This window comes from Streptomyces rubellus, assembly GCF_036323805.1.
Lineage (GTDB): Bacteria > Actinomycetota > Actinomycetes > Streptomycetales > Streptomycetaceae > Streptomyces.
Map to the genome: position 1 here is coordinate 65,488 of NZ_JAZDCX010000015.1, position 14,526 is coordinate 80,013.

Here is a 14,526-nt window from a genome sequence, read left to right on the forward strand (position 1 = left end):
GAGCCGCTCCGGGTCACAACCAGAGTGCGCTATTCACCGCAGATCCGCACCTTCGAAGATCGAATAGCAGGCACCGAGACGATTCCCTCAAACGGGCGGATGTATTCCCCTGGGACACCGTCATCTCACTGGGACGACAGCTGTTTGAGACACCTTTGAAGTGCCATTCGGGTGATTTCCGGAGAAAGGCCCCAGGGAAGATCCGGAAACACTCGAGCGGCGTCGGCCGGAGTCCCCGCAGCGACGGCACGCAGGTTTTTCCCTACGGAATTCCCGCAGCGGGACCGTGCGCGGTGGAGTGGTCCGGCGCCCGGGACCCCGGACGGGCTCGCCCGTCCCGGCCGGGCCGGACAGGAGGGGCTGGGCCGGGCAGGAGGGACAGGAGGGACAGGAGGGATCCGGCCGAGAGGGCCGGCGCGGCGGCCGGTGGGGGGAGATCCGGTGCGGGGCCGTCGTGCGGGGAGGACCCGGCTGGGAAGGGCCCGGCTACGCGAGGGAGGCCGGGGTTATCGGCCAGCTCATCCGGATGAGGCCGCCGTGCTCGTCGGCGGTCACCTCGAAGTCGTCCACCAGTCCGCTGATCACCGCGAGCCCCAGATCGCTCTCGTCGTCGCCCTCGGCGCCGTCCTCGTTGCCGGAGCCGTAGCCCGGACCCCGCACCGCGGGGACGTCGTCCCCGACCTCGATGCGGAACGCCTTCTCGCCCTCGGTCAGCCTCACCCGGACGGGTGTGTCGAGGCCGTGGCCGACATGGAGACCGACGGCCCGGCTGCACGCCTCGCCCACCGCGAGCCGCACCTCGTCGAGCGCGGTCTCGTCGACGCCGGACCGGCGCGCGACGGCGGCCGCCACCAGCCGCGCCGTCCTCACATGCTCGGGCAGCGCGCTGAAGAGCAGTTCGACGGTGGCCATAGCCATCCCCCTCGGTAGTACGTGCGGACCTTCGCGATCACCGGCCGGGAGATCACCGGCCCGGCAGCCCGGTCGATGCCTGGATCCGGCGGTCAGCGGTCAGCGGTCGGCAAGGGGGTACCGGGCCGACACACGTGTGGACCCGGTACCCCTGGCGCCGCCTTGTGCGGGCTGTACGGCCCCGGCTTCTCAGTCGGTGGCCGCCACGGCCTCGTCGACCGAGGTGTGGATGGGAAACACCTTGGTCAGACCGGTGATACGGAAGATCTTGAGAATGCGCTCCTGGTTGCAGACCAGGCGCAGTGATCCCTCGTGCGCGCGCACTCGCTTGAGTCCGCCGACGAGCACACCGAGGCCGGTGGAGTCGAGGAAGTCAACACCCTCCATGTCCACGACCAGGTGGTAGCTGCCGTCGTTCACCAGCTCCACCAGTTGCTCACGCAACTTGGGCGCGGTGTATACATCGATCTCGCCACCCACCGAGACGATCGTGCGATCGCCGACGGTACGGGTCGACAGGGACAGGTCCACGGATCCTCCAGCACCTTGCTATCGAGCGGTCCGCCCCCTGGGATGTACCCCACCGGGAGCGGAGAGGGGTCCCTTCTACCGGAAGCGGGGAGGGGGTCCTCCCACCGGGGGGCGAGAGAGTCTCCCGCCGAAGGCAGAGGTGAAACCTCCCCACCGAAGGTAGGGGACGGATCGGCAGCCGCAGAAGCATTCAATCACTTACCCGGGGCATGCACGACGCCTTGCGACCATTGTCCGTCGTGCCGGTGACACACTCGAATCCGATGGCCACCAACCACCGCGCGGCGTCGGCAGACGCGCGACCCCCGTCCCCGTCCCCCCGGGCAGTCCTCGAAGGCCTCACCGCGGGGGCGGACCGGGCCGTGCGCATCACCCATACGGAGCACCTGCCCCCACGGATCGGTCGTCATGCGGACTGGCCTGGACGGATTCGGCCGGAAGTGATCGACGCGATCCGCGCGGCGGGCATCGACCGTCCCTGGGAGCACCAGGCCCGTACCGCCCGGCACGCGCTGCGCGGCGAGTCGGTGGTCGTCGCCACCGGAACGGCCTCGGGCAAGTCCCTGGCCTATCTAGCCCCGGTGCTCAGCACCCTGCTGGACGGCTCCGAGGCCCCGGGCGGGCGCGGCGCCACCGCCCTCTACCTCGCCCCGACCAAGGCCCTCGCCGCCGACCAGCGGCGGGCCGTGGGCACACTGGCCGCCCCGCTGGGCAGCGCGGTCCGTCCCGCGGTCTTCGACGGCGACACGCCGGCCGAGGAACGCGACTGGGCGCGGCAGTACGCCAACCTGCTGCTCACCAACCCCGACATGCTGCACCGCGGGCTGCTCCCGGGCCATGCCCGCTGGTCCTCCTTCCTGCGCGCGCTGCGGTACGTGGTCGTCGACGAGTGCCACACCTACCGGGGCGTGTTCGGCTCCCATGTCGCCCAGGTGCTGCGGCGGCTGCGGCGGGTGTGCGCCCGCTACGGCGGCGCGCCGGTGTTCCTGCTGGCCTCCGCCACCGCCGCCGAGCCGGGCAGGGCGGCGACCCGGCTCACCGGCCTGCCCGTGACCGAGATCACCGAGGACGCCTCCCCGCGCGGCGAGGTGGTCTTCGCCCTGTGGGAGCCCCCGCTGACGGAGCTGCACGGCGAGCGCGGCGCCCCGGTGCGGCGCACCGCCACCGCCGAGACCGCCGACCTGCTCACCGACCTCGCCGTCCGGGGGGTGCGGACCGTCGCCTTCGTCCGCTCCCGGCGCGGCGCCGAGCTGATCTCGGTGATCGCCCGGGAGCGGCTGGCCGAGGTGGACCGCGACCTGGCCGGACGGGTGGCCGCCTACCGCGGCGGCTATCTGCCCGAGGAACGCCGCGCCCTGGAGCGGGCGCTGCACTCCGGTGAGCTCCTCGGTCTGGCCGCCACCAACGCCCTGGAACTGGGCATCGACGTCTCCGGGCTCGACGCCGTCCTGCTGACCGGGTATCCCGGCACCCGGGCCTCGCTGTGGCAGCAGGCCGGGCGGGCCGGCCGGGCGGGCCAGGGGGCACTGGCCGTCCTCGTCGCCCGGGACGACCCGCTGGACACCTATCTCGTCCACCACCCCGACGCCATCTTCCGACGCCCCGTGGAGTCCACCGTCCTGGACCCGGACAACCCCTATGTCCTCACCCCCCATCTGTGCGCGGCCGCGGCGGAACTCCCCCTGACCGAGGACGACTTCGAGCTGTTCGGCCCGGCGGTGCCCGGGCTGGTGCCGGTGCTGGAGCGACGCGGACTGCTGCGCCGCCGGGGAACGGGCTGGTACTGGACCCGCCGCGAGCGGGCCTGCGACCTCGCCGACATCCGCGGCCGGGGCGGCCGGCCGGTACAGGTGGTGGAGGCCGCCACCGGACGGCTGCTGGGCACGGTCGACGCCGCGGCCGCCCACACCACCGTCCACGACGGCGCGGTCCATCTCCACCAGGGCCGCACCTATGTGGTCCGGCGGCTCGACCTGGACGACTCGGTCGCCCTGGTCGAGCAGGCCGATCCGCCCTGGACGACGATGGCCCGGGACACCACCGCGATCTCCGTCCTGGAGACCACCGCCGAGGTCCCCTGGGGCGGGGCCCGGCTGTGCTTCGGCTCGGTGGAGGTCACCAACCAGGTCGTCTCCTATCTGCGCCGCAGGCTCGTCACCGGCGAGGTGCTCGGCGAGACGAGACTGGACCTGCCGCCGCGCACCCTGCGCACCCGCGCGGTGTGGTGGACGGTCACCGAGGACCAGCTCGACGCCGCCCGGGTGGGCCCGGAGGTGCTGCCCGGGGCCCTGCACGCCGCCGAGCACGCCTCGATCGGGATGCTGCCGCTGTTCGCCACCTGCGACCGCTGGGACATCGGCGGTGTCTCCGTACCGCTCCACCCCGACACCCTGCTGCCGACGGTGTTCGTCTACGACGGGCACCCCGGCGGTGCCGGCTTCGCCGAGCGCGCCTTCCACACCGCCCGCGAGTGGCTGACCGCGACCCGCCAGGCCATCGCGGCGTGCGAGTGCGACAGCGGCTGCCCGTCGTGCATACAGTCGCCCAAGTGCGGCAACGGCAACGACCCCCTGCACAAGCGCGGTGCCGTCCGGCTCCTCACCGAACTGCTGCGGCAGGCCCCGCCCGGGCCCGCACCCCGGCGGCATACGGACCCGCCCGCACCCGCACCGTGAGATCGGCGACCGTGCCCCGCACCCGGCAGCGCACCACACCCGCCCGCTGGGCGGCGGCCACCTCCCTGGCCACGGCACACGCCCGTGTACCGCCCCACAGGGCGTGGTCGGCTGCCGCGAGGGCCGCCGCGTCCGCCGCGGCACCCGCCCGGTGGCGGACCACGACGGCCTGACCCAGGCTCAGCACGGCCGCCGCCAGCACACACAGCGCGACCCCGCACACCGCGGCCCACACCGTGGCCGAGCCCCCGTCCCCGCCTCCCGGCGGCCGGGCCGCCTGCCGGTCCGGCGGGCCGCCCGGCACACTGCCGGGCAGGCGCCCGCTTCGCCGGTCAGCCCGGCTCCGCATACGCCACCGCCTCCGCTCCCAGTTCCACGGCCAGCGGTCCCGGACCGGCCGCCCTCGCGATCACCCGCACCCGCACCAGCTCCCCCTCCCGCGCCATCTCCAGCGCCGCACCGCGCGGCGCCACCGCGCGTACGGCCCGCCGCACCCGCTCCGGCGGCTCGTCCCGGGCCACCGCCCGTGCGCCGGCGCCCGCCGCGTCCACGCATCGGATCTGCGCGGCCACCGCCGCCACCCCCCACAGCACCATTCCGAGCAGGGCCACCAGGGAAGGCACCACCACGGCGGTCTCCGCGGTGACATAGCCCTGCTCCCGCCCCGCCCCCGTCCGGAGGGCCCGCACCCGTGGGGTCCGCCTCCGGCAGGCCACCGGACGGGGAGCCGGGCCCCGGGGAGCCGGCGTCCGTCCCGGCCGGCCCGTACCGCCGTTCGCCTCTGTCCCGCCGGACGGGCGCGGCCCGCCGGACGCGACCGTCCCGGCCCCGTCAGAAGCCCGCATCGAGCGCCCGCTCGATCAACTGCTGCATCGCGCCACTGACCGGCCCACTGGTGACGATCTTGTACAGGACCGCCGCGAAGCCCGCCGCGGCGATCGTGCCCACCGCGTACTCCGCCGTACTCATCCCCGCCTGGGTGTCCCCGGACCGCACCCTGCGCGCGATCCCGCCGCTCCACTCCCGCGTCCGTCCCCGCATGGTTGTCTCCCTCTCTCCTCTTCCGGCTCTTCGTCCGGTTCTTCGTCCGATTCTTCATCCGGGTGTTCTCCTCTCGGTCGCCGTGCGGCGACCGGCTCACAGCAGGGACCGCGCCAGACCGATGACCACCGGCACCACTCCCGCCAGCAGGAAGGCGGGCAGGAAGCACAGCCCCAGCGGCCCCGTGACCAGGACCGCGGCCCGGCGGGCCCGCCCCGTCGCCGCCCGCGTCCGGGCGGCCCGGCACTCGGCCGCCAGCCGGCCCACCGGTTCCACGGCGGGCACTCCGGTCGTCCCCGCCCGCTCCAGGCACCGCGCCAGCCCGGCCGCCTCCGGCAACTCGCCCAGCCGCTCCCACACGGCCACCGGATCACCCCCCAGCCGCAGCTCGGCCGAGGCCCGCACCAGGCGCTCGCCGAGCGGCCCGCCCACCGAGGCGCCCACCGCCCCGGCCGCCTCGCACGGCCCCGAACCCGCCGCCAGGCAGGCGGCCAGCAGCTCCGCGGTGACCGGCAGCCGCTCGTCCACCCGCGCCCCGAGGTCCGTCTCCCCTCGTGCGGACCGTCCGGCGGCACGGGAACGACCGGCGCGCTCCGTCCGGCTGCCGCGTCCGCGCGACAGTCGCCCGAGGCTCCACGCCGCGGCGGCCCCGAGTGCCCAGCCGGCCGGACCTCCGACCAGCACCGCTCCCAGCGCCAGGGCACCGAGCGGCGCCGCGGCGGCCCGCAGCGGTGGCAGCCGCCGCCGTACCCGGGCGACGCACGGTGGTGTCCGCCCACCCGGCCGGCCGGCCAGCAGCGAGGTCAGCCGCCGCCGGTGCCGGCGTGTCCGTCCCATCGCGGACACCGTCCCCAGCAGGCAGACGGCGACCGCCGGGGCGGCGAGCCCGGGCAGCCCGGCCGCTCCGGGGAAGCCGGGGAACTCGAACAGGCCGGAGGACCCGGGGAGCGCCGCCCACAGCCTGTGGACGGTCCCGCCGGTCACTTCCGGCCGCCCTTCTCCGCCGTACGGATGATCCGGGCGACCCAGGCCAGACCGGCCCACTCCAGTGCCCCGGCCCCGGCCAGACAGGCCCATCCGGCCGGACTGTGCAGCAGTACGTGCAGCGGCCGCGCTCCCATGGCGGTGCCCAGCAGCAACCCGAACACCGGCAGCAGTGCCAGCACCAGCGCCGTGGCGCGCGGGCCCGCCAGCTGGGCACGCAACTCCTCCCGCTGGTCGCGTTCCGCGCGCAGCGCCCCGGCCACCCGGTCCAGCCCGTCCGCCAGCCCCGCACCCTCGTCCACCGCCACCTGCCAGCACGCGGCCACTCCGGCCAGTCCGCCCGCGCCCTCCTGCCGGGCCGCCTGCCGCAGCGCCTCCGGTACGTCCCCGCCGAAGCGCGCCGCCGCCAGTGCCGCCGCGCCACCGTCCCCGAACCCGGGCATGCCCACCGCCAGCAGGGCGCGCTCCGGGGTGCGGCCGGCCCGCAGCTCACCGACGAGTGCCGAGCACAGTTCGACGACGGCCGCCTCCCGTGCCTCTCCCGCACGCCGCCGTTCCCGCCGCCGCAGCCCGCGCCCCAGCAGGGGCACCGCCAGCGCCCCGGCCAGCAGCGGCAGTACCGAATCCCCCAGCAGCGCCGCCACCGCGCCACCCGCCAGGCACCAGCCCGCGAGCCCGGCCCGGCCACCGCGGAAGGCCCCGGCCCGGCCGCCGGGCAGACGTGCCGGCCGGGCGGCGATCCGCGCCACCGGCCCCGGGACGGCCCACCACGGGGGAACCGGCCCGGTATCGCCCGCGCACAGCGACCGGGCCCGCCGCGCGCCTTCCCCCGGCCCGTTCAGCAGCCAGGTCAGCGCTCCGGCGCACACCATCACCGCGCACACCGATCCCACGTACGCCATGACCGGCCGCACCTCCACCAGGCCCGCCGCTCCCGTCAGCCCGGCCGTCCCGGTCGCCGTCACAGCGCACCACCGCCCCGCGCGCACAGCCGCTCCAGCCGCGGCCAGCCCCGTTCCCGCACGAAGCCGCCCGGGCTCCAGACGGCGGCGGGTACGGTCACCACCAGGCCGTACCGGTCCTGCTCCAGTACGTGGACCTCCGCGACGCGCCGCCGCCCGCGGCGGTCCCGTGCCAGATGGAGCACCACCGACAGCGCCGCCGCGAGCTGGCTGTGCAGCGCGGTCCGGTCGAGCCCCGCGGTGGTGCCCAGCGCCTCCAGCCGGGCGGGTACGTCGGCCGCCGCGTTGGCGTGGACGGTGCCGCACCCGCCCTCGTGGCCGGTGTTCAGGGCGGCCAGGAGATCCGTCACCTCCGGTCCTCTCACCTCGCCGACCACCAGCCGGTCCGGCCGCATCCGCAGGGCCTGCCGCACCAGGTCCCGCAGGGTGACCCGGCCCGCTCCCTCCTGGTTGGCGGGCCGGGTCTCCAGCCGCACCACATGGGGGTGGTCGGGGCGCAGTTCGGCGGAGTCCTCGGCCAGGACGATCCGCTCCCGCGGCCCCACCAGTCCCAGCAGACACGACAGCAGGGTCGTCTTCCCCGACCCCGTCCCGCCGCTGACCAGGAACGACAGCCGGGAGTCCAGCACCGCCCGCAGCAGCCGGTCACCACCCGGCGGCACCGTACCGGCCGCCGTCAGCTCCGGCAGGGCGAAGGCCCTCGGCCGCACCACCCGCAGGGACAGACAGGCGCAGCCGACCGCCACCGGCGGCAGTACCGCGTGCAGCCGGGTGCCGTCCGGGAGCCGGGCGTCCACCCACGGGCGGGCGTCGTCCAGCCGCCGGCCCGCCGAGGTGGCCAGCCGCTGGGCCAGCCGGCGAACGGCGGCCGCGTCCGGGAAGCGGACCGCGGTGCGCTCCACTCCGTCGCCCCGGTCCACCCAGACCTCGTCCGGCCCGGTCACCAGTACGTCCGTCACCTCCGGCTCGGCCAGCAGCGGCTCCAGCGGCCCGGCTCCGACCATCTCCGACCGCAGGGCCTCCACCACGCCCAGCACCGCGCTGTCCCCCAGCAGCCGCCCCTGGGCCCGCAGCGCCGCCGCGACCCGGGCGGGGGTGGGTTCGGCACCCGCCTCCGCGAGCCGCAGGCGCACCGCGTCCACCAGCGCCCGCGGCGCCTCCGGCCCGGCGGGCACGGCCGCTCCCACCGGATCCGCCCCCTGCCCCGTGCGGGGGCCCGTACGGGCGCTCACGCGGCCACGCTCCCCGGACCGCCGACCGGCGGCGCCCCACCGCCCTCCGGCATCGCGCGGGCCCAGAAGCCGGCGCAGAACTGGGCCAGTGGGCTCCGGGCATCCGTCCCGGGCGGCCGTCCGGCGTCCACCGCCGCCGACAGCCCCGCCTCGGTGGGAACCTCGCCGGCGAGCCGCAGTCCGAGCAGCCGGGCGATCTCTCCGCCCGCCAGCCCCGATCCGGTGCAGCCGCGCACCACCGTCCGCAGATCCCGCAGCACCATGCCCGTACGGGAGGCCACCCGGTGCGCCGCGGCGACGGCCCGCAGTTCGGCGGGGACGACCAGCAACCCCAGGTCGAGCTGGGACAGCGCCTCCGCGACCGACTCGTCCAGCCACCGCGGCAGATCCACCACGACCACCCCGCCACGGCGTCTGGCCGCGCCCAGGACGGCGCGCACCGCCTCCGACGGAACGGCCACGCTGTCCCCGCGGTCCCAGCTGAGCACCCGCAGGCCGTGCAGCACCGGCAGGGACTCCTCCAGCGCCACCCCGCCGACCCGGCCGCGCGACTCGGCGAGCGCGGGCCAGCGCAGGCCCTCCGCCCGCTCCCCGCCCAGCGGGACGTCCAGCCCGCCGCCGAGCGGATCGGCGTCGACCAGCATCGTGCGGTGCCCGGCACGTGCCGCCGTGACCGCCAGCGCGCAGGCCAGGGTCGAGGCGCCGGCTCCGCCGCAGCCGCCCAGCACCCCGACCGTCAGCGCCTGCCGTCCCACGCCCTCGGCCGCGTCGGCGATCCGCCCGGTGAGCCAGGGCTCGCCGTCCGGCAGGAGCACCACATGCTCGGCGCCGATCCCCATGCCGCGCTGCCAGACCCCGGGGTCGTCCATATCCCGGGAGACGAGCAGCACCCCGGCCCGGCGTACGGACACGCGCGCCGAACGGGAGAGCGGACCGGCCCGGTCGTCGCCGACCAGCACCAGTGGGGCGCCCTCCCAGACGCCCGGCCCCGGCGGCGCCCCGTGCGCCACCTCCGCCTCGGCACCGGCCGCGGCGCACAGCCGCAGCAGGTCGTCCAGCAGTTTCTCGTCCTCCGTGACGATCAGGATGCTTCCGGCCACTGTCCGTCCCCTTCCGGATTCGCACTCTCCAGTTCGCGAAGATCCGCGAACGCCGTGCTCAATCACCGTGCCGGGGAACGGAGAAAATCGATGATCTTGGTCCAAAAGCGTGGACAACTCGGCAGTTGTGAATAACTCGCTCACTCAAACGAGTAGCCTCCGCGCGCACCTTGACCGCTACGCAGAGTGACGACGCGGGGAGGGGTGGCGCTCGGCGCCCAGAAAGACCAAAGATGCAACATAAAGGGGTTTGGCAACCCGACATGCCCCCGGACATGCGACGACCCCCGCCGGGGGGGAGAGCGGGGGTCGTCTCCACGGCCGACTCGGGGGGGGAGGAGCCGGACCGGGGTAGCACGGTCGCGAACGATCCGTGACTTCCATGGTGTACCCGAGAGCCTTCTCAGGCAAACCCACACGCCCCACCTTACGCCGAATGGCGGGCGCCTATGCTCACCCTCGTGGAAAACCACTCGCTGCCGCGCACCGCCGCCTTCTTCGACCTGGACAAGACGGTCATTGCGAAGTCGAGCGCGCTCACCTTCGGGAAGTCCTTCTACCAGGGTGGCCTGATCAATCGCCGTGCCGCACTGCGCACCGCGTACACCCAGTTCGTGTACCTGGTGGGGGGCGCCGACCACGCCCAGATGGAGCGCATGCGCGCCTACCTGTCCGCGCTGTGCCGCGGCTGGAACGTCCAGCAGGTCAAGGAGATCGTCGCCGAGACGCTCCACGACCTGATCGACCCGATCATCTACGACGAGGCCGCGTCCCTCATAGAGGAACACCACCTGGCCGGACGGGACGTCGTGATCGTGAGCACCTCCGGCGCCGAGGTGGTCGAGCCGATCGGTGAGCTGCTCGGCGCGGACCGCGTCGTGGCCACCCGCATGGTCGTCGAGGACGGCCGCTTCACCGGCGAGGTGGAGTACTACGCGTACGGCCCCACCAAGGCGGAGGCGGTGCGCGAGCTGGCCGAGTCCGAGGGGTACGACCTCTCCCGCTGCTACGCCTACAGCGACTCGGTCACCGACGTCCCGATGCTGGAGGCGGTCGGCCGTCCGCACGCCGTCAACCCCGACCGGGCGCTGCGCCGCGAGGCGGCGGCCCGGGACTGGCCGATCCTCACCTTCCAGCGCCCGGTCCGCCTCAAGCAGCGGTTCTCCGGCTTCGCGATGCCCCAGCGGCCCGCGCTGGCGGCGGCGGTGGCGGTCGGCACGGCCGCGCTCACCGCCGGTCTGGTGTGGTACGCAAGCAGACGGCGGGCCCGGCCCGGCACCGCCTGAGCACGCCGCACGCATCCCTTTCGATCCTTTTCGATCGCTTTCAACAACGTTTGAAGGTGAAAGAAAAGATCGGTGGGCAAGGGTTCCGATTCGTCCCGACATGGAGTACAAAGAAAACAACGGCCCGCGAGACCTGAACCGAATCGCATCCGAGAGGAAGTCCGGTACAGACAAAGGCCCCACGGACCGAGCATGGAAGCCGGGAACCCACGCGCAGCCGACCCGCGATAGGGCCAGCCGCACCAGGACCGGGCGAGGTGCCCGCCTGATGTCGGCAGATCTCGTGCACGCCTGGTACCCCGGCGGACGTGCCAGCGACGGTGCCGACTCAACGCCGGTGCCGTCGCACCTCTGTGTCCGCCCCGCCCGCGCCGTTCACGCCGCCCCGCGCTGCAGCGCCTCGCAGACCGCCGTACTCTCCCGCGCCCCCAGCTCCACCGCCCGGCCGCAGTGGGCGATCCACTCCGCCATGCCCTCCGGGGTGCCCGAGACATAGCCCGCCAGGGCGCGGACGTACGCCTTGCCGCCCTGCTCGGCGTGGCCGAGCTCCGCCGGGCAGACGGACTTCGGATCCAGCCCGGAGGCGATCAGCACCAGCCGTTCCGCCGCCCGGGCGACCAGGCCGTTGTACTCGGTGAAGGGCCGTACGGCCAGCAGTTCGCCGTGCACCACCGCCGCCGTCACCAGCGCGGGCGCGGCGGTGCCCGCCACGATCAGCCCGGCCAGTCCGTCCAGCCGGGCGGTGACCTCGTCGGCGTCCAGCAGTGGGAAGCCGTCGAGCAGCGGCTCCGTCACCGGCTCGCCCGCCAGCCGCGGCCGCCCCACCGGATCGCCGCCGGACCGGGCCGTCTCCGGGTCCCGTACTCCGCCGCCCGCCGCCACAAGGTGCAGCCGGGCCAGGACCCGCAGCGGCGACTGCCGCCACACGTCCAGCAGTTGACCGGCCTCCGCCGTCACCCGCAGGGCCGCGCCGACCGTACGGGCCTCGGCGTCCGCCCCGAAGTCGCTGCGCCGGCGCACCTCCTCCAGCGGCCAGTCGGCGCCGCCGAGCGCCGCGGAGGCCCGTGCGCCGCGCAGCGCCGCCTCGGCGGTGATCTCGCCGCTGCGGCGCCGCATCACCCGGTGTCCGTACACCCGGTCCACGGCTCCGCGTACCGCCGAGACGGAGTCGGGGACACCGGGCAGCCCGCCCAGCGCGGCGAGGGGATCAGCAGTCGTAGACATGCCCCCGACCCTACGCAGCCGCGCCCGGCCGCCACGCCCCACGTTCGAGTGGTCTTGTTCACCCGGTCCCGCTCCCCGTCCCCGGCGCCCCGCGGACCTCACTACGCTATCGGTTATGAAAATCGCTTTCGTAGGAAAGGGCGGCAGCGGCAAGACGACGCTGTCCTCGCTGTTCGTCCGCCACCTCGCCGCCCGTCGCGTCCCCGTGCTGGCCGTGGACGCCGACATCAACCAGCATCTGGGCACCGCGCTGGGGCTGCCGGAGGAGGAGGCCGCCGCCCTGCCCGCGATGGGTGCCCGGCTGCCGCTGATCAAGGAGTACCTGCGCGGCACCAACCCGCGGATCGCCTCCACCGAGGCGATGATCAAGACGACTCCGCCGGGCACGGGCTCCCGGCTGCTGCGGATCACCGAGGACAACCCCGTACACGACGCCTGCGCCCGCAGCGTCCGGCTCGATCCCGGCGACGCCCCCGGGCACGCTCCCGCCGGGGCAACCGGGGCAACCGGGGCAACCGGGGCAACCGGGGCAACCGGCGGAACCCCCGACGGCACGGTCCGGCTGATGGTCACCGGCCCCTTCACCGAGACGGACCTGGGCGTGGCCTGCTACCACTCCAAGGTCGGTGCCGTGGAGCTGTATCTGAACCACCTGGTCGACGGGCGCGACGAGTACGTCGTCGTCGACATGACGGCGGGCTCGGACTCCTTCGCCTCCGGCATGTTCACCCGCTTCGACATGACGTTCCTGGTGGCCGAGCCGACCCGCAAGGGGGTGGCGGTCTACCGGCAGTACAAGGAGTACGCCCGCGACTGGGGCGTCGCGCTGCGCGTGATCGGCAACAAGGTGCAGGGCCCGGAGGACCTGGACTTCCTGCGCGCCGAGACCGGTGACGACCTGCTGGTGACCGTCGGGCACTCCGACTGGGTGCGCGCCCTGGAGAAGGGCCGTCCCAGGCCGTTCGCGGAGCTGGCGGAGGCCGACCGGGAGGCGCTGCGGGTGATGTACGCGGCGGCCGACGCGTCGTACGGACGGCGCGACTGGGAGCGCTACACCCGGCAGATGGTCCACTTCCACCTGCGGAACGCGGAGAGCTGGGGCAACGCGCGGACGGGCACCGACCTGGCCGCGCAGGTCGACCCGTCCTTCGTACTGGGGGAGACGGCGGCCCGGGCGCCCCAGCCCGCCTGACGGCCCGTCTGGTGGCCCGCCCGCGGTGGTGCCGGAGTCCGGCTCCGTCACCACCGCGGCGCCGCGGTGCCGTGTCCGTCAGCCGTGCGTCATCCGCGCGGCCTTCCGGAGCCGGGAGGGCCGGAGGGCGGGGATGCGCCGGCGGCCGTCGCCGGGGCGGCCAGGAAGCTCTCCCAGCCGTCCTCGGGGGCCTCTCCGACGCCCAGGGTGCGCAGCTTCTCCAGGACCGCCGGGTCCTGCTCGTCGAGCCAGTCGACGAGCTGCCGGAAGGAGACGCAGTGCACGTCCGCCTTGGGGCAGATCTCTTTGATGACGTCCTCGACGGCCTTCATGTAGACGCCGCCGTTCCAGCCCTCGAAGTGGTTCCCGATGATCATCGGTGCCCGGTTGCCGTCGTAGGCCCGGTCGAAGCCCGCCAGCAGGCCGTCCCGCATCTGGCGCCCCCACCGCTCGCGCATCGCCGGGTCGCCGTCGACCGTTCCCGACTGGTTGGCGAGGAAGTTGTAGTCCATCGAGAGCGTCTCGAAGGAGCGGCCGGGCATCGGCACCTGCTGGAGCGGCAGGTCCCACAGACCGCCCTCCTTGTCGGGCCAGACCTGGGTGCCGTTGCCCGAGGAGTCGTAGCGGAAGCTCATCTCCCGCGCGGCCGGCAGCAGATTGTCGCGACCCTCCAGACAGGGGGTGCGCCCGCCGACCAGTTCCCTGTCGTAGTCGAAGGGGAGGGGCTCCAGGTCGTTCCAGCCGGTGGCGGTCTTCCAGTTCGACACGAACCACTTGGCCTGTTCTATCTCGCTCTTCCACTGCTCGGACGACCAGTCGCCGACGCCTCCCGGCCCGCAGAAGTGGCCGTTGAAGTGGGTGCCTATCTCGCTGCCGTCCAGCCAGGCACCGCGGAGCTGCTCCAGGGTGGCCCGTATGTTCTCGTCCTTGAGATAGCCGATGTCGGAGGCGCCGCGGCCGCGGCCGGGCGGCCGGTAACGGTCGGCCTCCGACTCGGGGAGAAGGTATATCCCGCTGAGGAAGTACGTCATGTGCGCGTCGTACTTCCGGCCCACCTGCCGGAAGTGGGAGAAGAGCTTCTTGCTGTCCTCGCCGGCGCCGTCCCAGGAGAAGACGACGAACTGCGGGGGCTTCCGTCCGGGCTCGAGCCTGCCGAACCGGGGCTGGTTCGGCTGCGGGCCTATGTACGCGGTGGAGCCGTCGCCTATCAGCTTCACCTCGGCCGTCTTCTCCGGCCGGACCTCCTTGTTCGCGCGCTCCTCCCGTTCGTCCTTGCCGTCCTCCGGCGCCTCCGGGGCCCCCGAGCACCCGACCGCCAGCACGGCCAGCGCGGCCGCTCCCGCGGCGCCCCTGACCAACCTCCCCGCAGTTCCCATCAGTTCCACCT

At 74.4% G+C, this 14,526-nt stretch carries 13 protein-coding genes and 1 pseudogene; 3 read left to right on the forward strand and 11 right to left on the reverse strand.

Translation table 11 applies throughout. The annotated features are described in order from the left end of the window. Nucleotides 1-486: 486 nt before the first annotated feature. Both V1L54_RS18685 and bldG read right to left on the reverse strand, forming a co-directional pair. Entirely contained in the window at nucleotides 487-912 is a 426-nt protein-coding gene (locus tag V1L54_RS18685) for an ATP-binding protein (protein ID WP_330119268.1), read from the reverse strand. Between the two features lie 189 nt (nucleotides 913-1,101). Beyond that, complete coding sequence (gene bldG / locus V1L54_RS18690) at nucleotides 1,102-1,443, reverse strand: anti-sigma factor antagonist BldG (RefSeq protein WP_093657489.1); 342 nt, start codon at nucleotides 1,441-1,443, stop codon at nucleotides 1,102-1,104. Nucleotides 1,444-1,629: 186 nt separating this feature from the next. On the opposite strand from bldG, the pseudogene V1L54_RS18695 reads away from it, so the two are divergent. Beyond that, nucleotides 1,630-4,118 (forward strand): annotated as a pseudogene (locus V1L54_RS18695) (DEAD/DEAH box helicase); the annotation flags it as partial. On the opposite strand, the gene V1L54_RS18700 reads toward V1L54_RS18695, so the two are convergent. From V1L54_RS18700 to ssd, 7 genes are all read right to left on the reverse strand, one after another. After that, complete coding sequence (locus tag V1L54_RS18700; protein WP_330119190.1) at nucleotides 4,042-4,467, reverse strand: Rv3654c family TadE-like protein; 426 nt, start codon at nucleotides 4,465-4,467, stop codon at nucleotides 4,042-4,044. The pseudogene V1L54_RS18695 and the gene V1L54_RS18700 sit on opposite strands and share 77 nt — an antisense overlap. Further along, nucleotides 4,451-4,747 carry a TadE family type IV pilus minor pilin gene (locus tag V1L54_RS18705; RefSeq protein WP_330119191.1) on the reverse strand — a complete coding sequence of 99 codons (297 nt, stop codon included), beginning with the start codon at nucleotides 4,745-4,747 and terminating at the stop codon, nucleotides 4,451-4,453. Before V1L54_RS18705 ends, V1L54_RS18700 begins: the two co-directional genes overlap by 17 nt. Nucleotides 4,748-4,949: 202 nt before the next feature. After that, nucleotides 4,950-5,159 (reverse strand): DUF4244 domain-containing protein, encoded by a 210-nt coding sequence (locus V1L54_RS18710; RefSeq protein WP_330119192.1) that lies wholly within the window; start codon nucleotides 5,157-5,159, stop codon nucleotides 4,950-4,952. Nucleotides 5,160-5,255: 96 nt separating this feature from the next. After that, nucleotides 5,256-6,143: a type II secretion system F family protein gene (locus V1L54_RS18715; RefSeq protein ID WP_330119193.1), complete on the reverse strand. Its 888-nt coding sequence runs from the start codon at nucleotides 6,141-6,143 to the stop codon at nucleotides 5,256-5,258. After that, complete coding sequence (locus tag V1L54_RS18720; RefSeq protein WP_443076697.1) at nucleotides 6,140-7,045, reverse strand: type II secretion system F family protein; 906 nt, start codon at nucleotides 7,043-7,045, stop codon at nucleotides 6,140-6,142. The genes V1L54_RS18715 and V1L54_RS18720 overlap by 4 nt, the downstream gene beginning before the upstream one ends. A gap of 59 nt (nucleotides 7,046-7,104) precedes the next feature. Then, nucleotides 7,105-8,280 (reverse strand): TadA family conjugal transfer-associated ATPase, encoded by a 1,176-nt coding sequence (locus V1L54_RS18725; RefSeq protein WP_443076699.1) that lies wholly within the window; start codon nucleotides 8,278-8,280, stop codon nucleotides 7,105-7,107. Between the two features lie 53 nt (nucleotides 8,281-8,333). After that, nucleotides 8,334-9,437, reverse strand: a complete 1,104-nt coding sequence (gene ssd / locus V1L54_RS18730) for a septum site-determining protein Ssd (protein WP_330119194.1) — start codon at nucleotides 9,435-9,437, stop codon at nucleotides 8,334-8,336. A 449-nt stretch (nucleotides 9,438-9,886) separates the two neighbouring features. On the opposite strand from ssd, the gene V1L54_RS18735 reads away from it, so the two are divergent. Then, nucleotides 9,887-10,723, forward strand: coding sequence for an HAD family hydrolase (locus V1L54_RS18735; RefSeq protein WP_330119195.1), 837 nt, complete (start codon nucleotides 9,887-9,889; stop codon nucleotides 10,721-10,723). A gap of 375 nt (nucleotides 10,724-11,098) precedes the next feature. On the opposite strand, the gene V1L54_RS18740 is transcribed toward V1L54_RS18735, so the two are convergent. Continuing rightward, nucleotides 11,099-11,947, reverse strand: coding sequence for a Fic family protein (locus V1L54_RS18740; protein WP_330119196.1), 849 nt, complete (start codon nucleotides 11,945-11,947; stop codon nucleotides 11,099-11,101). Between the two features lie 115 nt (nucleotides 11,948-12,062). Between V1L54_RS18740 and V1L54_RS18745 the strand changes: the two genes are divergently transcribed. Continuing rightward, a complete protein-coding gene (locus V1L54_RS18745) occupies nucleotides 12,063-13,139 on the forward strand; it encodes an ATP-binding protein (protein ID WP_330119197.1) in 1,077 nt (358 codons plus the stop codon). Nucleotides 13,140-13,228: 89 nt separating this feature from the next. On the opposite strand, the gene V1L54_RS18750 is transcribed toward V1L54_RS18745, so the two are convergent. Continuing rightward, on the reverse strand, nucleotides 13,229-14,515 hold the full coding sequence (locus tag V1L54_RS18750; protein ID WP_330119198.1) for a polysaccharide deacetylase family protein: 1,287 nt from the start codon (nucleotides 14,513-14,515) through the stop codon (nucleotides 13,229-13,231). Nucleotides 14,516-14,526 lie beyond the last annotated feature (11 nt).